The sequence below is a fragment of the Paraburkholderia diazotrophica genome (assembly GCF_900108945.1).
GTDB lineage: Bacteria > Pseudomonadota > Gammaproteobacteria > Burkholderiales > Burkholderiaceae > Paraburkholderia > Paraburkholderia diazotrophica.
This window is the reverse complement of sequence record NZ_FNYE01000058.1, coordinates 1-21,656: the sequence shown is the minus strand read 5'-3', so window position 1 is coordinate 21,656 and position 21,656 is coordinate 1. Positions and strand designations below refer to the sequence as shown.

Annotated in this window: 22 protein-coding genes; 12 read left to right on the top strand and 10 right to left on the bottom strand. The window is 60.1% G+C overall.

Going from position 1 to position 21,656, the window contains the following annotated elements:
- The first annotated feature begins 35 nt into the window (after positions 1-35).
- The 3 genes from BMW76_RS37310 (at position 36) to BMW76_RS37290 (ending at position 3,214) form a co-directional block, all read left to right on the top strand.
- A complete protein-coding gene (locus BMW76_RS37310) occupies positions 36-1,046 on the top strand; it encodes an ImmA/IrrE family metallo-endopeptidase (RefSeq protein ID WP_245763554.1) in 1,011 nt (336 codons plus the stop codon).
- Positions 1,033-1,356 carry a DUF4411 family protein gene (locus BMW76_RS37305; protein ID WP_245763553.1) on the top strand — a complete coding sequence of 108 codons (324 nt, stop codon included), beginning with the start codon at positions 1,033-1,035 and terminating at the stop codon, positions 1,354-1,356. Before BMW76_RS37310 ends, BMW76_RS37305 begins: the two co-directional genes overlap by 14 nt.
- Positions 1,357-2,728: 1,372 nt before the next feature.
- On the top strand, positions 2,729-3,214 hold the full coding sequence (locus BMW76_RS37290) for a GFA family protein (RefSeq protein ID WP_177200614.1): 486 nt from the start codon (positions 2,729-2,731) through the stop codon (positions 3,212-3,214).
- A gap of 282 nt (positions 3,215-3,496) precedes the next feature.
- On the opposite strand, the gene BMW76_RS37285 is transcribed toward BMW76_RS37290, so the two are convergent.
- Both BMW76_RS37285 and BMW76_RS42560 read right to left on the bottom strand, forming a co-directional pair.
- Positions 3,497-4,129, bottom strand: coding sequence for an SDR family NAD(P)-dependent oxidoreductase (locus BMW76_RS37285; RefSeq protein ID WP_281248595.1), 633 nt, complete (start codon positions 4,127-4,129; stop codon positions 3,497-3,499).
- Positions 4,108-4,593, bottom strand: a complete 486-nt coding sequence (locus BMW76_RS42560; RefSeq protein WP_281248594.1) for an SDR family NAD(P)-dependent oxidoreductase — start codon at positions 4,591-4,593, stop codon at positions 4,108-4,110. The genes BMW76_RS37285 and BMW76_RS42560 overlap by 22 nt, the downstream gene beginning before the upstream one ends.
- 23 nt (positions 4,594-4,616) lie before the next feature.
- Between BMW76_RS42560 and BMW76_RS37280 the strand changes: the two genes are divergently transcribed.
- From BMW76_RS37280 to BMW76_RS40770, 4 genes are all read left to right on the top strand, one after another.
- Positions 4,617-6,068, top strand: coding sequence for a 3'-5' exonuclease (locus BMW76_RS37280; protein ID WP_090873784.1), 1,452 nt, complete (start codon positions 4,617-4,619; stop codon positions 6,066-6,068).
- Between the two features lie 357 nt (positions 6,069-6,425).
- Positions 6,426-6,716 carry a hypothetical protein gene (locus BMW76_RS37275; protein ID WP_090873775.1) on the top strand — a complete coding sequence of 97 codons (291 nt, stop codon included), beginning with the start codon at positions 6,426-6,428 and terminating at the stop codon, positions 6,714-6,716.
- Positions 6,717-6,937: 221 nt separating this feature from the next.
- Positions 6,938-7,198 (top strand): hypothetical protein, encoded by a 261-nt coding sequence (locus BMW76_RS41530; RefSeq protein WP_177200613.1) that lies wholly within the window; start codon positions 6,938-6,940, stop codon positions 7,196-7,198.
- Between the two features lie 213 nt (positions 7,199-7,411).
- Positions 7,412-7,735 (top strand): hypothetical protein, encoded by a 324-nt coding sequence (locus BMW76_RS40770; RefSeq protein ID WP_143062420.1) that lies wholly within the window; start codon positions 7,412-7,414, stop codon positions 7,733-7,735.
- On the opposite strand, the gene BMW76_RS37265 is transcribed toward BMW76_RS40770, so the two are convergent.
- From BMW76_RS37265 to BMW76_RS37245, 5 genes are all read right to left on the bottom strand, one after another.
- Positions 7,732-8,235 carry a hypothetical protein gene (locus BMW76_RS37265; protein WP_090873773.1) on the bottom strand — a complete coding sequence of 168 codons (504 nt, stop codon included), beginning with the start codon at positions 8,233-8,235 and terminating at the stop codon, positions 7,732-7,734. The two genes, BMW76_RS40770 and BMW76_RS37265, sit on opposite strands and share 4 nt — an antisense overlap.
- A gap of 77 nt (positions 8,236-8,312) precedes the next feature.
- Positions 8,313-8,801, bottom strand: a complete 489-nt coding sequence (locus BMW76_RS37260) for a hypothetical protein (RefSeq protein ID WP_090873772.1) — start codon at positions 8,799-8,801, stop codon at positions 8,313-8,315.
- The gene (locus BMW76_RS37255; RefSeq protein ID WP_090873771.1) at positions 8,794-11,118 is read right to left on the bottom strand and encodes a hypothetical protein; all 2,325 of its coding nucleotides are present in this window, start codon (positions 11,116-11,118) and stop codon (positions 8,794-8,796) included. The genes BMW76_RS37260 and BMW76_RS37255 overlap by 8 nt, the downstream gene beginning before the upstream one ends.
- 7 nt (positions 11,119-11,125) lie before the next feature.
- Positions 11,126-12,661 carry a site-specific integrase gene (locus tag BMW76_RS37250; RefSeq protein ID WP_245763552.1) on the bottom strand — a complete coding sequence of 512 codons (1,536 nt, stop codon included), beginning with the start codon at positions 12,659-12,661 and terminating at the stop codon, positions 11,126-11,128.
- Between the two features lies 1 nt (position 12,662).
- Positions 12,663-13,886, bottom strand: coding sequence for a site-specific integrase (locus BMW76_RS37245; RefSeq protein ID WP_090873769.1), 1,224 nt, complete (start codon positions 13,884-13,886; stop codon positions 12,663-12,665).
- Positions 13,887-14,111: 225 nt separating this feature from the next.
- Here BMW76_RS37245 and BMW76_RS37240 point away from each other — a divergent pair, with 225 nt between their 5' ends.
- On the top strand, positions 14,112-14,396 hold the full coding sequence (locus BMW76_RS37240; RefSeq protein WP_090873768.1) for a type II toxin-antitoxin system Phd/YefM family antitoxin: 285 nt from the start codon (positions 14,112-14,114) through the stop codon (positions 14,394-14,396).
- Complete coding sequence (locus BMW76_RS37235; protein ID WP_090873767.1) at positions 14,396-14,734, top strand: type II toxin-antitoxin system RelE/ParE family toxin; 339 nt, start codon at positions 14,396-14,398, stop codon at positions 14,732-14,734. The genes BMW76_RS37240 and BMW76_RS37235 overlap by 1 nt, the downstream gene beginning before the upstream one ends.
- A gap of 309 nt (positions 14,735-15,043) precedes the next feature.
- Here BMW76_RS37235 and BMW76_RS37230 read toward each other — a convergent pair whose 3' ends face one another.
- Positions 15,044-15,778 (bottom strand): GntR family transcriptional regulator, encoded by a 735-nt coding sequence (locus tag BMW76_RS37230; RefSeq protein ID WP_090873766.1) that lies wholly within the window; start codon positions 15,776-15,778, stop codon positions 15,044-15,046.
- Positions 15,779-15,930: 152 nt separating this feature from the next.
- Here BMW76_RS37230 and pcaB point away from each other — a divergent pair, with 152 nt between their 5' ends.
- The 3 genes from pcaB (at position 15,931) to BMW76_RS37215 (ending at position 20,244) form a co-directional block, all read left to right on the top strand.
- Positions 15,931-17,301 carry a 3-carboxy-cis,cis-muconate cycloisomerase gene (pcaB, locus tag BMW76_RS37225; protein WP_090873765.1) on the top strand — a complete coding sequence of 457 codons (1,371 nt, stop codon included), beginning with the start codon at positions 15,931-15,933 and terminating at the stop codon, positions 17,299-17,301.
- Positions 17,302-17,327: 26 nt separating this feature from the next.
- Positions 17,328-18,743, top strand: a complete 1,416-nt coding sequence (locus BMW76_RS37220; RefSeq protein ID WP_090873783.1) for a cation:dicarboxylate symporter family transporter — start codon at positions 17,328-17,330, stop codon at positions 18,741-18,743.
- A gap of 76 nt (positions 18,744-18,819) precedes the next feature.
- Entirely contained in the window at positions 18,820-20,244 is a 1,425-nt protein-coding gene (locus BMW76_RS37215; RefSeq protein WP_090873764.1) for a class II fumarate hydratase, read from the top strand.
- On the opposite strand, the gene BMW76_RS37210 is transcribed toward BMW76_RS37215, so the two are convergent.
- Positions 20,207-20,503 carry a hypothetical protein gene (locus BMW76_RS37210; protein ID WP_090864976.1) on the bottom strand — a complete coding sequence of 99 codons (297 nt, stop codon included), beginning with the start codon at positions 20,501-20,503 and terminating at the stop codon, positions 20,207-20,209. The two genes, BMW76_RS37215 and BMW76_RS37210, sit on opposite strands and share 38 nt — an antisense overlap.
- A gap of 14 nt (positions 20,504-20,517) precedes the next feature.
- Entirely contained in the window at positions 20,518-21,600 is a 1,083-nt protein-coding gene (locus BMW76_RS37205) for an IS630 family transposase (protein ID WP_090864977.1), read from the bottom strand.
- Positions 21,601-21,656 lie beyond the last annotated feature (56 nt).

Here is a 21,656-nt window from a genome sequence, read left to right as displayed (position 1 = left end):
CACGCTATAACGCATGACAGTCGTGAACGGTGGACTTGATCAGCATTGCCTTAAGCAAGGTAGCTGCGTATTTCGGACGCGGCGTCCTGTTCTTTCTGGAACCAAGCCCAGTGAATGAGGAGGTCGTTCATAGTTCCGCATTCCGGACGCTGACGAATCAGAAGCCAGAACTGTCGGGAAAGATGAAAGCGCTGATTGAGCGAGTCGAACGACAGCGCGACGTCTACGTCAGTCTGCGCGAGGATCTCGACGATGCCGTATTGCCCGTATTCAGACCGTTTGAGGTTCCGAATAACGATCCGAAGGAGGCAGCTCGTCTCGTACGCGCTTGGCTGGATCTCACGGATGTGAACAACTTTGAGTCGTATCGTCACGCAGTTGAGAAACGGGGCATTCTTGTCTTTAGAAGCAACGGATACGGGGGCAAGTGGCAAATCGCCAAGGACAGTCCAATACTCGGATTCAGCATTTTTGATGCAGTGTGTCCCGTAATCGTTGTCAAAAAACAGCCGTGGGAGCCGCAACAGTGTTTCACGCTAATGCATGAGCTCGGACATCTGCTCCTGCATTGCGAGAGTTCGATCGACGATGAGGGCGACATGACGTCTTATGAAGGGCGAGAGCAAGAGGCCAACGCTTTCGCCGGTCATCTCTTGGTCCCCGATGAACTCCTTGCTCGCATCGCCGACAACACTCGACCAAGAGAAGCGGCCGATTTCGATAACTGGTTGCAGCCATGGCGTAGGCTCTGGGGCGTCAGTGGAGAAGTCATTTTGCGGCGCTTGCTCGATGCGGGACGCCTCTCGCGCCGTCAATATGCTGCCTACCGGCAATGGCGTGCAGAGCAACACTTCGAGCAGGAAGAAGGCGGTACACGTATGTACCGGCATAGGGAACCGAGGCACATTTTCGGCGACTATTATGTCCGTGCAGTGCTCGACTCGCTCAGCGCGAAGAACATATCGTTAGCGCGGGCGAGCAGCTATCTTGATGGGTTGAAGATAAACGACCTACATATGCTGGAGCGATTCTATGCAGGCGTTTGACGCATCGTCAATGATGCACGCCTGGGACAACTATCCGATTGATCAATTTCCTTCATTGTGGACGTGGATCGCCAATGAAATCGCGGCTCAACGTATTGTAATGGCGGTGGTCGCGCTAGAAGAGGTGGGGCATAAACTGCCTGAATGTTCCACATGGTTGCGTAGTCAAAATGTTGCGTGGCTCCCCATGACTGCGGCCGTGCTATCGGAGGCCATGCGGATCAAGGCGCTGCTCGGCATTAACGATGATCGATACAGTCAAAAGGCGTCGACGAGAACGACCTATTCATTATCGCGTCCGCGAAGTTGAACGGGCGTGAGCTGATCAGTAACGAAGGTCGGCAATTGGCGCTTCCACAACTGATGCCGAACTGCAAAATCCCTGCGGACTGCCTACTGTCAACGTGTCCTGTTTAGACTTCGTCTCTTACATGAAACGGTCCCGCGCCGTCTTCCAATAAATGTATTTGTCTATGTGTCTTTAACGGGTGGCGCTTCGTCGCGCACGCGGACACGGACAGACTCGCATGACAACATGTCCGCGGCGCTGAACAGATACTCACCTGCGGGTCATCGAACGCAGTTGCTGTTGAGTCCAGCTGTCGTTCGATCGTCCGCGTTCCCGTCGATGCAGGCAATTTTGTTACCGCCAGACGGCCGGAAAACAGCGGCTGGCACGACCATTGGGAACAAAATTACTTGAACCAACGGCAATATGCACGTGTGCGGCGGCCCATACATCGTTTGACATAAATCAAATTCAACAATTAAAGAGTACTACATATCGTATGGTCTGCACCTGCGTCTGCCGTGATGCGTCCCGTTTTGCGTTAAAACTGGCACGCGCGGTGCCAATTGAAGGCGGCGCGTTCAGGGCTAGAGCAAGGGAGTCCCCAGGTCGACACCATAGTAGTCGTGGAAGATCTGGGCATCCCCCAAAACACGGTCTGGCTACGTCGGTGGCCGGTTGCGCGCATTCAGCTGGAACGATCCGGTTCCACCGGCGATCGCACACTACAAAGGGGCATTCGGCAAGAGACGTTGCTCGCCGCCATGTGATGCCGTGAAGCAATAAGGGGAATTACTGGCGTCGCAACAGTTGCGGGGCTTCAGAACAGTGACCGTGCTAGAGTGCCCCCGGCATTACAGAAAAGAGGAATATTCATGTACGTGAATCGGCATCATCTTTCGTTGCTACCGATCCTTTTCACTGAACTCGACACCAAAATCACTTATGCGCTGTCCGACGCGTCTTTACTGGACGCCACCCAGTGGCAGGACGTAGACCGCCGTCTCAACAGGCTACGCGCCGCCTTGGCGGGAAGCCACTGCCTGCATCGTGTACGCAACGACGATCAGCCGCTACAAGTCTCAATACCCACCGACTGCCTCTTCTAAAAATCAGATAAACGCCCGCACGCGCAGTGCGCCAAGTCAGCAATAGATGATACTGGCCCGCGGCACGGTAAGGGTGACAAGACAATCACAGTCCGCGTGCCATCCAGACGGCACCACGCGGGGTCTTCGCTGGCGAGAATTCCGGCGCACCGTGCAGGAGACTGCACCAAAGAAGGCGGCGTCTGAAAAATGTCGCCCGCCGCACGGATTGCTTGCGATAACGGACTGCACCACCTACGATGGCCGTGCGCCTTTTGCCCGGACTCGAATGGGAGGTGTGCGTCATGGATAAGTTCCAGTTGGACGGTCGGTGCACTTGCGGTGCGGTACGATATCGCCTGTGCAGCAGCCCCATGTTCGTCCAATGCTGCCACTGCCGCTGGTGTCAGCGCGAATCGGGGGCGTCGTTTGCGCTGAATGCGATGATCGAAGCCGACCGCGTGAAGCTTCTCGCTGGCACGCCTGAGATCGTGGTAACACCGTCGCAGAGCGGAAAGGGGCAGAAAATCGCCCGTTGCCCGATCTGTCATGTGGCGGTCTGGAGCCACTACGCGGGCCCGGGTGATGCGGTGTGTTTCGTGCGGGTCGGCACGTTAGATGACCCGGACCGCCTCCCACCCGACATCCATATTTTTGTGTCCTCGAAGCAGCCCTGGGTGGTGCTCCCCACCAGTACACCGGCCGTCGCCGAGTATTACTCCGCGAAGGATTACTGGCCCGAGGCGAGCCTGACCAGGCGAAGGGCGTTGCAAGCCAGGCTGCAAAGATAGGGGTTCCGGATCTGGATGCGTTTAGTCGACGGAAACGCACAGCGAGGCTGTGCGTTTCTCAAAGCGTGCTGTGCTTCCCGTTCGAATGTGACCTATCCCGACTGCATGCGGAATATTCACCGCAGCGGCCTCGCCATCCGACCGCTCAGCGATCAGCATACGTCGCTCGGGAGGTTGGAAGTCGGGTTTATTTCGACTTGCCAGAAACGGCAGATGCGGATCGCCAATAATAGGAATCCATACCATAAGATTCGCGTTTTCGGCGATCCGCGGTGCCTTGCGCTATGTGAACGCCGTTCCAGTCAGCGACTCACAGGCCTGCCAGAGTCGTCTTGCATCGGTTTTGTTGCATGCCTGACTGGCGACGCTCGCCGGTCCCACGGCTTCACCGCGCGTTTCGAACAATCCGCGCGGACCATAGTAGCCGCCGTCGACGACTTCGGCCGCTGTAGCGGCATAGAGCGTTGGCAGCGCGCCGGCCTGGTCACTGTTCAACAGCGTGTCGATCGCGACGCCTGGCGCGGACTGGACCATGCGGCTTGCGGGAAAATGGTCGGCACGGAACAGATTCGTATTGGCAACGCCGGGATGCGCGGCAACCGACATCACGCGCGATCGCGCGGCGCGCAAACGGCGAGCGAGTTCGAACGCGAACATGAGGTTGGCGAGCTTCGACTGTCGATAGGCGATCATTGGCCCGTAGTGACGCGTTGCGTGAAGGTCGTCGAAGTCGAGCCGCCCGGTCTTGTGCGCGATAGAAGCGATCGTGACCACGCGTGGCCGTTCGGCCGAAATCTCTGCTGCCATGTCGAGAAGCGGCAACAGCAGGGCGGTCAGCGCGAAATGCCCGAGTACGTTAGTGCCGAACTGCAATTCGAAGCCATCGGCCGTTTCTAGGCGCTGGCGCGGCGCCATGACGCCCGCGTTGTTGATGAGGATGTCGAGCGGCCGGCACCGCGCGAGTTCAAGCTCGCAAACGCGCGCACGGAAGCAAGGCTTGCGAGATCCAGCCGTTCGAGCTGCAATCGCGTGCCGGGCATTTCCCTCTGCAGGCGGGCGCGCGCATCGGCGCCGCGCTGCCCGTCACGGCAGGCGAGCACGACCTCCGCGCCTTTGCGAGCCAGTATGGCAGCGGTGTGATAGCCGATGCCGCTGTTGGCACCGGTGATGATTACGCGCCTGCCGTGCTGATGGGCGATGTCGTCGATGCTCCACGGTCTGTTCTGGTTCATTGTCGGTTGTTGAGGGCAGGCCGTTGGCCAGAGGAAATGCTGGTGGCGTACCTTGAACCGGGATACGGATGAACCGTTCGATGGAGTATTACCGCGGATCTCAAGGCTAACAGACCGGTGGAGAATTTTTCGGGCACACTGCTGCATTTAGCACGGTGGTCCCCGTCGCAATGCCCAGATCATTCACGCCCACGGCGGAACAGGAGGCCGCGCTGCGCGCGGTCGGGTCCGGTGGAAACATCAAGGTCAAGGCGTACGCCGGGGCCGCGAAGACGTCCACGCTGCGCCTGATTGCCAATCGCCTGCCTGGCCGGCGGGGCGCCTATCTGGCGTTCAACCGGGAGATCGCCGAGTACGCGAGGCGAGAGTTCCCATCCAGCATGCTTGTGCGGACCATGCATTCGATGGCGTATGGCGCTGTTGAGCGGGCGTTGCGTGAGCGGATGAGTCTCCCAGTCGAGCCGCCTCAGGAACTGGCGGCACGGTATGGGATTGGCGGCGTGGATGTGCCCGCCATCACGGGGAAGACGGTCGAGGTTGCGTCTTTCGATCTGGGGCGGATGATCGTCGACGGGCTTGGACGTTTCTGCCGTTCAGCCGATCCCGAACCACGGGCCGCCCACATTCCCGTCGATGAGAAGATCGGCGAAGTCGCCGCGCGCTGGTTGCAGGAGAAACTCCTGCCATTCGTCGTGCGGCACTGGCACGAGAGTCTCGACCCGCGCGGACGTAATGCCATTTCACCCGATGTGGTCCTGAAGGTCTGGTCGCAATCGGGGCCGCGCATCAACGCGGATCTCATCCTGTTTGACGAAGCGCAGGACAGTGACGAAGTGATGCTGTCGGTGCTCGGAGGGCAGCACCATGCCCAGATCGTCTACGTCGGCGATCCGTACCAGCAGATCTATGAGTGGCGCGGTGCGGTCAATGCCATGTCGACGATTGACGCCCCCGAAACGCGACTCACGAAATCCTTCCGGTTTGGTCCGACGCTGGCCGGACTCGCCAGCCGGATCCTGCAGCTGCTCGGTGAGAAGGTACCCGTGCAGGGACAGGAGACGATCGGCTCGATTGTGGTGGACGACCCGGCCCAGGCACCGCCCGTTGATGCGGTCCTGTGCCGCAAGAACGTGACCGCCATCTGGCGTCTGGCGGCGGGTATCGAATCGGGCCACAAACCTGCCATCCGGATGCGTGCCGGCGAGATCGAGGCATTTGCGGACGGGGCGGAGCAACTCCTTGCGGGCAGGCGTGCGTTCAGACCGGCAGCTTTCTCGCTGTTCGAAACCTGGCAGGAGGTGCAGTCGTTTGCCCGAAGCGCATTCGGCCGGGACCTGCTACCCGTTGTGCAGATCGTCGACGAGCGCGGCACCGGCTATCTGCGCGCGTTGGCGCGACACGTCACGCCGGAAAACGGTGCCGACTATGTGATCTCTTCAATTCACCGGGCGAAAGGACTGGAGTACGGGCGGGTCAGGGTCATCAATGACTTCCGGTTCAGGAATACCGAGGGTCAGCCCACCCTCGACGAGGAAGAGCTGCGGCTGCTGTATGTCGCCGTGACACGCGCACGGCACGTGCTGGACATCTCGGGGTTTCGCGCCGGCCTGGCGGGCTCCTGAGTCGCAGCACGCATCCGATCCTCGGCGACCTTCGCAAATCACCTTGCGGGGACGTTTATCACGCAATGCAGCAAAAGCGGCATGTAAATCACGTGCTTACGGCCAATTGCCGATAGGTTGTCCACAGCCTCATCCACCAATTCTGTGCATAACTTCACGGAAGCGTCATTTGACAGAGGTCGCGTACAGCGATACAGCTGATGCCGGCTGCCGTAATTCGCCGGCGTTCCTGTGAAGCGGCCGCTCGTTCTCCGGTCACATCGTGCGATTTTTGCGACGCGCTAATATCCCCTTGAAAAACGCCCGGCACCTGTATATATATACAGTATGGTTGTACATACAGTTCTGGAGGGCGTCATGGAGCATCTGGTGCGCGTGCAGAATGAACGGGACCGCCGCACGCTTGCATGGCTGCGCGAGCAGGTCGGCGATGCAGCAATCGCTGCAGCAGCGCAGCGGTACAGCGGGTCGAAGCCATACCTGTCAGTGGTGTGCCGGACGCTCGGCGTGAAGGCGCCGCAGTTCAGTGCACCGCGGCATATCACACCGAGCGCGGTCGCCGAGCAATCGCTCGCCACCATCCGGCAAGTACTGGCTTCCCGGACCGGCCACCCGAGGTCCGCGCTCGTGCAGGTGCGACGGGGATAAAAACGCCGCCGCGCGCGGCCGCAGTGACTACCATGTAGACGTGGTGCGTGTTAACGGCATTAACGGCACGTGCCGCAACGCGGGGCACCGGCGGGGCTGGCGGGAAACTGGCCGCCTGTCCGTGCCTCGCCAGAAAAGGGTCCGCGAAGTGCGGGCCATTTTTTTGCCACCGCTTCAAGTCCGTACGCCGACGTATCGGCCGGCCACGCGAGGTGACGATCATGCTCGAACAGCAGATGCTCGGCAAGGTTCGGATCAGCTATCTGCCGGACTGCATCAGCCCGGACGAGGTTGACGCAGCGTTGGCGAGAATCCGTCCCGCAGAAGCCAACGTGTTTGCGCATGAGGCGCTGGATGGATGTTCGCTGAGCCTTGTCTGGACCAATCGGGCGGCCGGCGTTCTGAATGCGCCCATCAGCGGCATCGCCCAGACCTTCACCGCCCGTGATCCCGACAAGATCGCTCACAGACTGACGCCTTGACGGGCGTCCGGGGCGGACCGCGGCATCACGACGCTTGCGTCGCATTGCTTCGACCTAAAAGCACGACCGTTCTATTCTTTGCTTCTTGGCACTTATGGTCTTGTGTTGCGTGTTCGCGGCAAGCTCCGGCGCCAAGGTTTGTCAGCGTCCTAAATGGTCTTCAGGGAGAAATGTTGTGCGCTCACCGTTGCATAACCGAAGTGGCGCTTTCTGTTGCGCAAAATCCTGCTGAGAGGCTTGAACAACCGTTGCCGGATGCCAGAAATACGCAACACTTCAAAACATACCAACAGTGTGAATCTTGGTACCTATGGCGTGGTGTTGCGCCGGTTTTGGTTTTCCGGGTTTGGTTATATTTCAAAGGGTAAGGCGGCCGAGTTGTCCACAGGACGCCCACTTTGGATGGGTTGCCTGTTGCGCGCCGACGACCCGGTGTTTGTTGCGTTTCTTATGACGGAGCGACGCAACGGGATTTCACCTCACATCGCTCTCCTGGCGCCGCCGGTGTTGCGCTGCGCGCGGCTTAACGCTGGCTAGCCGATTTGCGTCTTGGGGTTCACGCCGAGGCGCCACAGCATGTCGATGTTTTTGAGATAGATGGCGACGTCTTCGCGTGATGCGTGGATGATCGAATGGTCCTGACCATCGGCGCTATCGACCTGCGCGGACCACGGGTCCTCGAGGCACTCGCAGATGCCGTTGATCTCGTCGCGATACTGTTCCAGTCTATCCGCTTCCCAGTTCTGCACGACGTCGGGTGCCAGAAGCACAGTCAGTACACCTTTTCTTTCGCCGATATATCGTACAGGGGGAAGCAAGCCGCTGATGTAAAGCACCATGACCGCGTCGATCACACGATCATCGTGGTCTTCATCCCAGATGACGGCGAAGTCGAGAAACGCGCACCGCTCGATCCGGTTTAGCAACTCGTCGTGCCAGACCGGTGCACGAAGCACGGAGTAGTGGGTGCCACGGCCGAGGTTGCCGACCGGGTGCGTCTCGTCGTACAGGGTCTGGAAGAAGTGGCAATAGGACATCTGATGCTCCTTTCGGGAGGGATGCAGCTCCCGCCGCGAACCCCGGCCGTTTCACAGCCTGGGGGATCCAGTAAGCACTATGGTTTGATCGTTTTCCGATCCCGCTCTGCCGGCATGGCCGCGACTGGTGCAGCCGGTATGGCGCCGAATCCTGCAAGCTTGTCACGGGCCTCACGATACTGTTCATAGAATTTCACCCACTTGCTGAAGCCGCCAAGTTCGCCAACGGCTCGAAGCATTGCGAGATGAGACGCCGTCAGCAGTTGAACGGCGGCTTCCAGTTCGGCAATCCGGGCATCCTTGTCGGCGAGCGATGCTGCGGTATCGGCGCCCGACCGTTTGGCAACACGGCCGCGCCAACGTCGGTAGTCGGCCTGCCGCTGCTGATATTCAGCAAGCAGCCTGCTGCGCAACTCACTGCGGGTGATCGAGGACGCTGCGTTGATGGTCGGATGCAATCGTGCAACGGCGCGCGCCGTAATGTCGTCATCGGCAGCCAGTAGCCTCTCAAGAATCTCATGCATCTGCTCGTCGCTGGCCGATACCGATCCAGTGTTGTCAGTCATCAAGTACTCCGCGCTGTCGGGACAGTGACAGGTCAACGCCATCAGGGAAGGGGTGTTCGCCAGGCGACGTCGCAAGCAGCTTCTGCAAGCCGGTCATGCGCTTTTCCGCGTGCTCGAGCTGATTTTGCCAGCCGATGCTCGTCGAAGGCCGTGACCTGATCGTCTCCACGGCCTGTTTGAACTTGCCCTCGAGCCGGATCAGATTCTGCCGCTGCTCAGGCAGGTCGGTCGCCGAGAGGTGGCGGCAGTCAGCGAAACACTCCAGATGTTTCGGGCAAGGGTCGACCGTAAACGAGTTCAGGCAATGCCCGTACGGGGTGACATGGAATCCGTCTGCCTCGGCGCGCAGGTATTCGTACGCAGCCATGTTTCCTTCCATGGCCTGGATGCGCTGGAAGGTATCGACGATCGGTCCGCTGGCCTTGCCGCCCTTGATGAGTCGGGCAACCGTGCTGGCTTTCTCGCCCAGCATGATTTCGATCTCCTGCGGAATTTCAATGTGGTCAAGATCTTCCGTGAGGCTGCGATGATCGTACTCGTAGCTCTGCGCGACGCTGCGCCGGTTAAAGCGCTTCGAGATGATTGTGTCGGCAACACCGAGCCGGAACAGCTCGGTGTTTTGCAGATGGCGCAACATATGCGATTCCATCCGCAGGGCACGGTCCTCGTCGGTTTGCCCGTATTTCTCGAATACGGTTTCGCAGGTTGAGTGCTCGCCGAGCGCCAACTGAATCAGGTCGGGACCCGGGCGGCGGACACACATATAGCGATTGACGTCACAGAGCAGCTCATTGCGTTCTTCTGCGAGTGAACGCTTTGGCTGCACGAACAGAAGCTCGTACGGTTGAACGGAGCCAACCGCCAGCGGCAGAGGCATAGTGTCGGATACCTTGGTTGGTGTCGTGAGCCGGATGTGCTCCTCGAGCTCGCCGACGTGCAGGTACGTCGCATGCCATTCCATGCGCTCCACAAGGCTGATGGGTGAGCCGTCGCCATGACGGAAGCGCAAACTGGTCTTGCCGCCGCGCATCGCTGTCTTCAGACGATGAGCGAACTGGTACACCGCCGCGTCGAGCGTCAGGTCGCCACGGCGACGACGCTCGTGCTGATATTCGTGCAGTTCAGCAAGGACGGCAGGATCGAAGCTGTTCCGATAGCGTTCGATGAACGGTTCCCGTTCAATGTCCAGCCAGAACGGATTGCCCATGAGGCGCGTATAGATTTCGATGAAGGGCACGACGCTGTCGACCGGATACCATGGCAGCAGCCGACCCGTTTCGCATTGCAGCTTCAGCGTCGCGCGCGGCGGTTCCGTGATCCTGGCCACGTGGTCAAGCGTCTCTGTCAGCAGCGTCCGGAACATCTCTGGCACCGGCTGGGTCGCTTCATACAGGACCCGACTGTCCGTTTCATCCTCCTGCTGCTTTTCTGCGAAGTGGCGAACCATCAGTGACGTAGAGATCCCACCGGATTCACCGGCTGTCCGTCCCTTCGAATCCCGGTACGTGCGCTCCCGCTTCCAGTCAGCGGGTAAAAGAGCGGCTTCGCCCGACCGCATTCCCGTAATGATCATCGTGCGCAACGCCGCAAAGCGCAGTTCGTCCATCAATGTGCGCGGCTTTTCAGTCATCACGATGCGCGTCAGTTCCCAGAATGCCCGACGTTTTGGCAGACGCTCGCTCCGCTTGCGGGCCTCGAGATCGTCACGAAGCTTGTCCGGCGACCACGTATGTTTTGCCCTGATCGCGCTTTTGCCTTTCATCCGCGGAACGGCAAGCGCCGGGTACAATGGACCGGCGTCACAGATGTGCTGGGCGTCGAACACGACCTTGACGATGCCAACCACCGCATCCCCCAGTTTCCCTGAAGCCTGGACAGCCGTGCCTATGCGGATGGCAACGTGCAGGTCATCAACGGTCAGTTCCCACGGCTCCCTGTCTACGCAAGTAGCGACTACGCGCAGCGGGCGAAGGATGTGCTGATACACATGTCCTGTGGTGTTCCGCCTGAACAGCAGTTGCTCGGCGACGGCCGCCTTGACCAGGTCCTGCCATGCGGTGGACAGCGGCTTACTGGCCAGTGGTGACTGTCCGCGTTCAGCACGCACTGCATTGACGATCGTCAGCGCCTTCGTGTCCGCACCGAGGTCCCGCAGGTAGCAGGCTGGCGGTGGCACATCGCCGGCGACCATAGTCAGGTTCCAGCCGACGCCGTCTTGTGCGGCACCAGCCTCGTCAAGAGGCATTTCCCAGGACAGCCCCTTTTCGCGGGCGAGGGCCTTGCCCAGTTCGATGAACGCAGAGTAGTGTGGGTTCATCGGTTCATCAGTTCTCGATTTCCAGTTCGTCGATGACCGCCTGTATCTCGGCGATCGTGCGCTGCAACTGCAGATAGGTGGGAGACCGGGTATCGCCGCGAGAACTCTGCGCAAAGAACAGGACCACCTCGCGCATCGAGGCCAGCACGCTCTCGTGCATCGCCCTGTCATGCAAGGGCATAAACTTCCTGCACCCGTAGCACGACGTCACCGGGTTGTAGGGGCACGCGGGCTGTCCCGAAGTACAGCCGCCGATGCCTGCGATCGGAATGCCGTGAGGCACGCCGGCGATCTGCTGGTCGCCCTTGAGTTGGCTGAGCTCTTCAGAGGAGATGAAGCGGTCGTGCGCGATCTTCGCCACCCGTCGGTAGATGTCCGATGCACCGAGCGCGCGGTTGACCCGTTCCGCGTGAGAGGCCGACGTCCGGAAGTACACCAGTCCGGTCTGGACGTACGAATGCCCCATGAACTCGGCGAGTTCCTCGTGGCTGGCACCGGCGTCAACGAGTCGTTGGGCTGCTGTATGCCGCAAATCCGTGGCCGATCCGAGATCATCGGAACCAATCAGCTTACGCACCAGCGCAGCGATGCGAGCCCCAGCCTCGGTGTTCGATTGCACATTGAAGAAGTGCGCGTTACCAGTGGCTCCGCCGAGCCGCCGCCATTTATCGAGCGCAACGAATACCGGCGCCCACTCGCGTTTGACCCGGCGCGTAAGAGGTCGCTGCCCGGCTTTACTGCGCTGCTTGGCCATATGGAACGTCAGATGGACAGTTGGCAAGCCATCCTGGACATCGTGCCAGATGCGGACGTTTCGCATGCTCAGCATCGCGATCTGGATGGGTCGCATGGCAAACTGGTAGGCACACAGCAACATCCCCGTATCGCAAAGTGCCTCGTACGAAACCGATGCCAGTGATGCAAGCGCCGCGACGGTCCCGTCCAGATGCCGCACAATCGCAGCTTCCTCGTCCACGCTCAGGAACACATTTCCAGAATGGACGCCCGCATAGGCATCGCGGGCCGGCAAGGGGAGGGTATCGGTGATATGGAAACTGTAGGAGTCCGACCAACCTTGCTGTCGATAGCGGCACAGAAGCCGAAGCAGCGACTTTGCCAGGATGTAGGCCGAGACAGGCATTTCACGCACGCGCAGCGCCGCCCAGACGGACGCGATTTCCAAAGGGCCTGCACCAACAATGTCAGCGATGTCCCTCAGCGACAGATGCGTAGCTGCGATCAGGTAGTTCGCAGCGGTAGATACGGCGAGATCCTGACCCAGGAGATACAGGAAGACGTGCTTTAACAGCAGGGCGTGCCTTCTCTCATACGGCGTGAAGTCGACCCTGATCGTTCGACCATTGATCGCCAGCTCGAAGACTATCGCATCGACCGGATCACGAATCGAATACTGTTTGTCGTCAAAGTCGTCGTAATAGCGGATGACCGGAGGCAGAGCCGGCAATGCCTGCAGGAGCCGCTCAACGACGTCCCCAGCAGATGACGGTTCCGGGAACAGGCTCGCGTTGTGTGGTTTCTCCATATCAGCTCTGGCGGGGTAAGGCGCGAAGCAACGCAACCCGGTCATCGAAGGCCTCATTCCAGACACCGGCCAATCTGTCTTCAAACACTGCGCGCGCGTATCGGGACGGCATCGTGGAGGTTTTGGACCAGCCGAAGAACGTTCGCATCTTCTGCAGCGCCTCATCCATCGCGTCGCCGTGCTCAAGCAACTGGTGTAGCCGCACGACGGCACTCGTATGCCTCAGGTCATGAGGCGTTATCGCATGCTTGCCAGTGCGATCCTTCAACTCAGCGAGTACTTCGGACGGCAGGCGGCGAGATATCAGCGCGAATGTCTTGGTCAGCGATTCGGTCGACAGGGGCGTGTCGATCTGGGAGTTCAGCAGATAGGAATGGGACGGACGGCCGCGATAGTTCTCCACGTAGCGTTGCACCACACGGGCTGTCAGCTCGCTAACGGGGAGCTGGCGCACTGAATGCGCGTTCTTGATACCGGGCTTCGAGTAGCGAGGATCGCCGTCTCCGTCGTCATACCCGTTTTCCTGGACGTTGAGCCAGTGTCGCATGCGCTGCTGCCGGCGGTCGTAAGCGCTTTTCACCGCGTCAGCCGGCAGAAGCAAGGCTTCCCCCCGGCGTAGCCCTTGATGCAACATCAACACGAAGGCAACAAAGACACGCCAGCGCGTCCGCTCGCGCGCAAACGGATTTTGCGGGGAGTCCGGGTCAAGCAACAGGTACAGCGCCTCCACAGTGCAGGCCGGCAACGAGCGCACCATCTCGACCGGGTTGTCACGGCGAACGTGAAGTTGGCTGTAGAGCCCGGCAAGCCTGTGTAGCCGCTGCTCAATTCGCCTCAGCCGGTCATTGGAGGCCTCGCTTTTCGATAGCCACGTCACCACAGACGAGACGAATTCAAGACCTGTCTGCCAGCGCTTTTCGTCGGCGCCGGTCACCGCGGACTGATTGCGGATTGAAACGAACCACGATTCGAGAATTTCAGCCAGTGCCTGGTCGTCTAGCGTTCCCAGCGCGTCGTCCAGGGCATACCGACTACCAATTCTGGCTGCATGCTGATACAGGTTTTCCAGATGCCGGAGTTTTTTTGCGTGCGTGGACGCTGCCAGCCGGGGCGACCACATCGTCGACCAGACCGCAGCCCAGTAACGCGGCAATCCGGAGTCGTCAACCAGCACCGGGCCACGGAGCGACAACGGAACATCAGGACCATCCAGGTGCTGAAACACGGAAGCCGTCCGTCAGAAAACGCAACGGCAAAAGCTACCATCTTTTGTATGACAATTACCTGCAAGGACGGATTTCAGCCTTTTTCACGCAACAGCTTCATACATACCAGTCCGCGGTGATAATTGTTATTATGTCAACTACACAACACACTAGGAACATCGCGGGTTGCCGCCGGACCGTTAATGGTTTAAATTCAGTCCTATCCACCTCGACCGGAGCGCCAGATGCATCTCGCAGATCATGTGAAGCCAATCAGCTACCTCAAAAGCGAAGCGGCGCAAATCGTCAAGGATCTGACGGAGTCGGGAGAGCCGCTCATCATCACGCAGAACGGCGAAGCGAAGCTCGTCGTCCAGGACGTGCGAACCTACGAATCGACACAGCAGACGATCGCGCTACTGAAAATCCTGGCGATCGGCCAGAAGCAGATCGAGCGCGGGGATCACGTCGATGGTGACGAGTTCTTTGCAGAGCTCAATGAGCTGGACCAGCATGAGAAGCTCCGCTAATGGCGGCATCCTTGCTGAAGTACCGCATCCTCCCCACCGCACGGATCGGCATCGATGAACTGAGAAGCTACGTCGTCCGCACGTTCGGTTGGGAAACATGGCGTCAGACTTCCGCGCAACTGCAGGAAACGATCAACCACATTCGCCAGTTTCCCGCTAGCGGGCACGCGCCTCCTGAGCTTGAGGGCTTCTTCGAGGACGGCTTCCGGCAGGCCCTTTCCGGCAAGAACCGAATCATCTATCAGGTCCGCGACGATACCGTTTTTGTTCATCTCGTGGTCGACGTGCGACGTGACCTGCCCTCCCTCCTTCAGAGAATCGTGCTTCGCCTGATGTAAAGGGTCCGGGCCGGCTCTCTTGTATTCGCGTCTTACAGCAGCACCATCAAGAAATACATATCAAATGTTGTCACCTTTACTTCAAATGAATCGGAGTCCGAATAGAATGCGTTGCGAGCGCTCTCGACCGGTTTCGTCGATTGGCTGCAGTCGACCCTCACCCGCCGGTCACACCGCAGAAATTGAACGGCCGGTATCGGATGTGGACAAGCCTTCGAACGGCGGTTGCATCGGACAGCGGGGCGGCAGCAGCTACCCCGGGGATTACCGATCAGGCGACCCGCGAGATGCGGCCGATTATGAAATGCGTCAGCTATTCGAGCGCTTGAGCCGCATCGCGACTGAAAATCTTTCGGCGGGGTGAATGCTGACAGATGTCTCGAAACTCTTGCCCGCCGAGTCCAGATAGCGCCGAACGATTTCGAGCGCCGGCGTTCCCGGCTCCACGCGCAGCCGCTTCGCCATCTCATCCGAAACCAGCACCGCCTGGATCCCCTGCTGAATCTCCGCAATGCTGTGGCCGTAACGCTCCTCGATCAAGGCGCTGATCAACGTGTCGGGCTGCTCCCGCGCGATATCCGCCACTTCGGCATAGTCGGGCGCGATGTACACGTCCGTCCATCCGACCGGCGCACGAGCATTTCCCCCATCGATGCGCAAGCTCGAAATGCGCAGGAACCGCGCTCCTTCAGCACATTGCAGCGTCTTGGCCAGTTCACGATCCGCGACGATCACCTCTGCCGATTGCACGAGCCGCAAATGCTCGGAGCCGAACTGGGCCAGATCATCCACGGAGGCAAGCGTCGGGCGGAACTCGTTCCTCGGGCGCGCCGACTCCACGCGCGTTCCCGCGTTCTTGCGGCGTGAAACCAGACCCAGCTGCTGAAGTTCATGCAGCGCTGCACGCACCGTATGGCGGCTCGTGCGGTAGTGATCGCGCAATTCGAGTTCGGTCGGAAGGACACTGCCGACGGGATAGCGCCCGGATGCGATCGCTTCGGTGAGTTCGCGCGCGATGTCCGCGAAATGGGGTCGGGTGGTCATCTTGTCTCTTGGAAGGTCTTGTTTCGTTCGCTACGGGTAAATCATAGCTTGCTTCTGCATGTCCGGACATATTATTCTGCATATGTCCGGACTTATTCGAACGTGATATTCGCGCTGCCCGCTCCCTTTCTTTTGAAATTCCCGAGGTCGTAATGACAAAAGCCGCCGTTCCGATGGCCAGCACCGTGGTCGATTCCATCCTGTTTCGTGACGCCTTCGGCACCGCCAGGATGCGCGCGCTGTTCTCCGACCACGCGCTGATCCAGCGCTATATCGATGTCGAGGTTGCGCTGGCGAGGGCAGAAGCGCGCGTAGGCGTGATCCCGGCCGATGCCGCCGAGGTGATCGCGCGTGAGTCGACGATCGAGCGCATCGATTTCGATCACATGCGCGAAGAAACCGACATCGTCGGTTATCCGATCCTGCCGCTTGTACATCAACTGGTCGAGATGTGTGGGGACGCGGGCCGCTACGTGCATTGGGGTGCGACGACGCAGGACATCATGGACACGGCGGTCGCGCTGCAAGTGCGCGACGCACTCGATTCGATCGATGGCGATATCCGCGAACTGCGCGCGATTCTCGCGGATCTGGCGAAGAAGCATCGCGACACGCCGATGGCTGGCCGCACGCACTTGCAGCAGGCATTGCCGGTGACGTTCGGCTACAAGGTTGCGATCTGGCTCTCGATGTTCGATCGTCATCAGGAACGGCTCGCGCAGATGCGCGAGCGCGTGGCCGTCGTCGAATTCGCGGGCGCTGCGGGCACGCTCGCGTCGCTGGGTGACAAGGGCTTCGAGGTGCAGAAGGCGCTCGCCGAGGATCTGGAACTCGGCGTACCCGCAACGACATGGCACGTCGCACGCGACGGCTTCGCCGAGGCGGTGAACCTGCTCGCGCTGGTCACGGGCTCGCTCGGCAAGATCGCACTCGACATCATGATCATGGCGTCGACCGAGTTCGCGGAAGTCTACGAGCCGTTCGTGAAGGGACGCGGCGCGAGCAGCACCATGCCGCAGAAGCGCAATCCCATTTCCAGCGAACTCATGCTTGCGGCGGCGAAGGCCGTGCGTCAGCACGCTGGCCTGATGATCGATGCGATGATCCAGGATTTCGAACGTGCCACCGGCCCGTGGCATGCGGAGTGGATCGCGATTCCCGAAAGCTTCATCCTCACCGCGGGCGCGCTGCATCAGGCGAAGTTCGCGCTCGGCGGCCTTATCGTCGACGAAGCGCGCATGAAGCACAACCTCGGCATCAGCAAAGGTTTGATCGTCGCGGAAGCCGTCATGATGGGCATGGCGCCCTACACCGGACGTCAGCAGGCGCATGACATCGTCTACGACGCATGCCGCACGGTGAACGAACATGGCGGCACGCTTGCGGAAGCGCTCGCTGCCCTGCCCGAAGTCACGAAGCACTTCGACCGCGCCGCCATCGACCGCATGACCGATCCCGTGAACTATCTCGGTCTCGCACCGCGGATGGTGGACCGGGCCATCGCGCTGTCGAGCGAAGTCTGAACGTAAAGGACATGGAGGAGCACGCGATGCATAACGAACACGCATCACACGACGACGCAACCGTCGCGACGAAGAAGAAGCTGCCGTGGTACCGCAAGCTCGGCATGCAGGTGCTGCTGGCGCTCGTCATCGGCATTGTGGTCGGATTGCTGTTTCCGAGGTTCGGGGCCCAACTCAAGGTGCTCGGCGATATCTTTCTCGCGCTCATCAAAGCAGGTGTCGCGCCGCTCGTGTTTCTCACGATCGTGCATGGCATCGCTTCGGCGGGCGACGTGAAGAGCGCGGGGCGCGTGGGCTGGCGCTCGATCGTCTACTTCGAAGTCGTCTCGACGATCGCGCTCGCGTTCGGACTGCTCGCCGGCAATCTGCTGCAGACCGGCGAGGCGATGACGTCCGTCACCGTCGGCGCCGTGCCCGCGGTCGCAGCCAAAGCTGCGCCGCAGGGATTCACCGAGTTCGTCATGCATATCGTGCCGGACAACTTCATCGGCGCGTTCGCGAAGGGCGAGCTGCTGCAGGTCGTCGTACTCGCGGTGATGGTCGGCATCGGCATTCTCGCGATTCCCGAACGCCGTCGCGTGCGCATCAACGAAGGGCTGGATCTCATCTCCGAAGTGCTCTTCTCATTCATCAATCTCGTGATGAAGCTCGCGCCGCTCGGCACGCTCGGCGCGATCGCCTTCTCCGTGGGGAGCAACGGCACGGCGGTGCTGATCGCACTCGCGCAACTCGTGCTGAGCTTCTATGCAGTGGTCGTGCTGTTTATCGTCGTGGTGATGGGCGTGATAGCGAAGCTCGCGGGTTTCAGTCTGTGGCGCTTTCTGCGCTATATCAAGGACGAGATTTTCATCGTGCTCGGAACGGCTTCATCTGAAAGCGCCCTGCCGCGTCTTCTGATCAAACTCGAACGGCTCGGCTGCGCGAAGCAAACCGTCGGGCTCGTGTTGCCGACCGGCTATGCGTTCAATCTCGACGGTACGTCGATCTTCATGTCGATGGGCGTGATGTTCATCGCGCATGCGTATGGCGTGCCCATCACGCTGGATCATCAGATCGGCATTCTGCTGCTGATGCTGCTGACGTCGAAGGGCGCAGCCACGGTGTCGGGCGGCTCGTTCGTCGTGTTTGCGGCGACTGTCACGTCGACCGGCATTCTGCCCGTGGAGGGCCTCGCGTTGATCTTTGGCGTGTACCGCTTCATGTCGATGGCCATCGCCACCTGTAATACGATCGGCAACAGCCTCGCAACGGTTGTGATCGCCAAGTGGTCGCGGACCTTCGATGCGACTGTCGCGGAGCGGCATCTGCACCCGGAACGCTATCCTGAAACCGCGCGGGCTGACGAGTATCTTGCGGATGGCAATCTGCTGCCCGAAGACATGAGCGACGCGAATCCACATCCCCATGGCATTCCGCTCAAGGGCGCTCGCAACACGCCTTGATTCGAACGTGACGTCGCTACGGTGCGCGGTGATGTCACGCCGCGCTCAACTCAATCCCGAGACTGTGCTACCCACCATGCCCACGCCATCGCGAATCGAACATGACGCATTCGGTCCCGTCGAGATTCCGTCGGATCGATACTGGGGCGCACAGACGCAGCGTGCCCTCGGTCTTTTTGAAATCGGTGAAGAGCGCTTCCCGGCTGCGCTGATCCGCGCATTCGGCTTGCAGAAGTATGCGGCCGCACGCGCGAACGCGCAGTGCGGCGTGCTCGCACCGGAGCTTGCCTCGGCGATCGAGAAGGCTGCGATCGAGCTACGCGAGGGACGATGGGATGACCATTTTCCCCTCACGATCTGGCAGACGGGCTCCGGTACGCAGACCAACATGAACGCCAACGAGGTCATCGCGAACCGCGCAAACCAGTTGCTCGGACAGCCGCTCGGGACGAAGACGCCGGTGCATCCCAATGATCACGTCAACCGGTCGCAATCATCGAACGACAGCTTTCCGACGGTGATGCATGTAGCGGCCGCGATCGAGGTGAACGGACGTCTACGGCCGGCGCTGGATCAACTCCGCTCAGCGCTTGCCGAGCGCAGCCAGGCATTCGCCGACGTTCTGAAAGTCGCCCGCACCCATCTAATGGACGCCGTGCCGATGACCATGGGACAAACGTTCGGCACCTTCGCACACCAAGTGTCGAATGCGCTGGCTCGCATGGACGATGCCTTGCCCCGGCTCCTGGTTCTGCCGCAGGGCGGCACTGCCGCCGGCACGGGACTTAACGCGCCTGCGGGCTTTGACGGCTTCTTCTGCGCGACGCTCTCGGAGGTCACCGGTTTGCCGTTTGTGCCGAGTCCCCATAAATTCGAAGGAATGGCGGCACACGACGCGCTGGTGGAGCTATCGGGCGCATTGAACACGATCGCGACATCGCTGTTGAAAATCGCGATCGACATCAGGTTCCTCGCTTCCGGTCCTCGCTGTGGTCTCGGCGAATTGCGGATTCCCGATGACGGACTGACATCCTCGATCATGCCGGGCAAACGCAATCCGACGATTGCTGAAGTGCTTGTGCAGGCTTGTTTCCAGGTAATCGGTAACCACCAGACGATCACCATAGCCAACGCATCCGGAAACTTCGAACTGAACGTCGCCAAGCCAGTGCTCGTCTACAACCTGCTGCAGTCGTTGCGCGTTCTCGCTGACTCCGCCAGCGTATTTGCGAGGCGCTGTGTCCGCGGTATCGATGTGGATCGTGAACAACTCACGACTAACGTTGAGCGGTCACTGCTCGCAGTCACGGCCCTCAATCCGATACTCGGTTACGACCGAGTCGCACAGATCACGGCGACGGCATTGCGCGACCGCGTGACACCACGCGCAGCCGCGATTGCGCTCGGGTTCCTCGACGGCGATGAATACGACCGGCTAGTACAACATCCCGTAAATTGCTTGATTAATTATCCGACTGTAAATAGGGCTGCAGGAGCGTGACGACGACATCGGCCATCTCCTCGAGCGAGCCGGTTCCGGGCAGCGGTTCCCAACGACCACTATGGCTGCGGAAGGCAGCGCCATAACGATTGCGGCCGAGCTCTGTGAGGCGCGCCACAACAGTGGGCTCCTCATCGTCCAGACGTTTGATCAGCAGGTGACGTCCGTAGGCTTGCGTAACAATTTGGTCATGGCCGAGCAAGGTGCGTAGTTGACGCTGAAGTTCGGCCGCGTAATGTTTGGTGGGTATGGCTGGCACGTCGGTCCCCTCGATTACGTTGCGCCGGTTTGTAGTGGGTAGCCCCGGAAACTCCATTTGAAGGGGCGCGCTGCCTGATTATGCTGGCGGATAAACTGCGCGGTTCGCTCGCGCAGGTGCGCGGTGCTGGTATGGCTGGCATGGCGCAATACCCGGCGCGTGTAGCGCGCAAACCATAGTTCAATCTGATTGACCCAACTCGCGTGCAACGGCGTGAAGTGGAAGTGAAACCGCTTGCCATGTCGCGCATTGAACGGCTGCCAGACGGCCTGGGCGCGGTGCGTGTTCAGGTTGTCCCAAACCACGTGCACCTGCTTGCCCGGGTATGCAGCAGCCACGCGCTCCATGAAGGCTACCAGATCGTCCTGGGTACGCCGCTCGCGGCACTCTGCCAACACCTTTCCCGTGTGCACATCCAGCGCAGCAATCAACGCCTGGGTACCGTGGCGGATATATTCAAACTCCCGACGACGCAGCCGTCCCGCCGCCGGTGCACGCCCCGGATGCTTGCGCTCGATGGCCTGGATACCTGTCTTCTCGTCGATGCTGAGCACCACCGCGTTTTTGGGCGCCTTGCGATACAGCTTGCAAATTACATTGACCTTCTCGCGAAAGGCGGGGTCGGGACTGTGTAGCCATTGCTGCACCCGGTGCGGGCGCACGTCGCCGGCCTGCAAGATCCGCTGAACATGGCTACGGCTGATCTGTTCGACGATGCCGCGCTCGATTGCGCGCGTCACGATCTCGTCGAGCGTCGGCGTGAGCCGCCCCTGCGGTTCCTGCGCTTCGCAAGCCAACGCAATCAATTGCAGTCGCGTTTCCTGCGCAATGCGCGGCGGACGGCCACTGCGCTCACCTTCCCGAATGCCCTGTGCGCCTTGCCGCGCAATGCGCTTGCGCCACGTGCTGACCGTCTGCACCGATACGCCGAGCTCTCGCGCAATCACAGTATTCGAGTGTCCCTCATGTGCCCACAACGCAATCCGAGCCCGCATCACATCCCGCTGCGGGGCCGTCTTCTGTGCGATCAGCGACAGGAGTTTCTCTTTTTCTTTCTTCGTCAGCTTCACTGACGTTGCGTGACGGCCTCGGCTCATCCCGACATGATAACCAAGGTTTAATTATTCAACGTATTTACGGGATGTCGTACTAG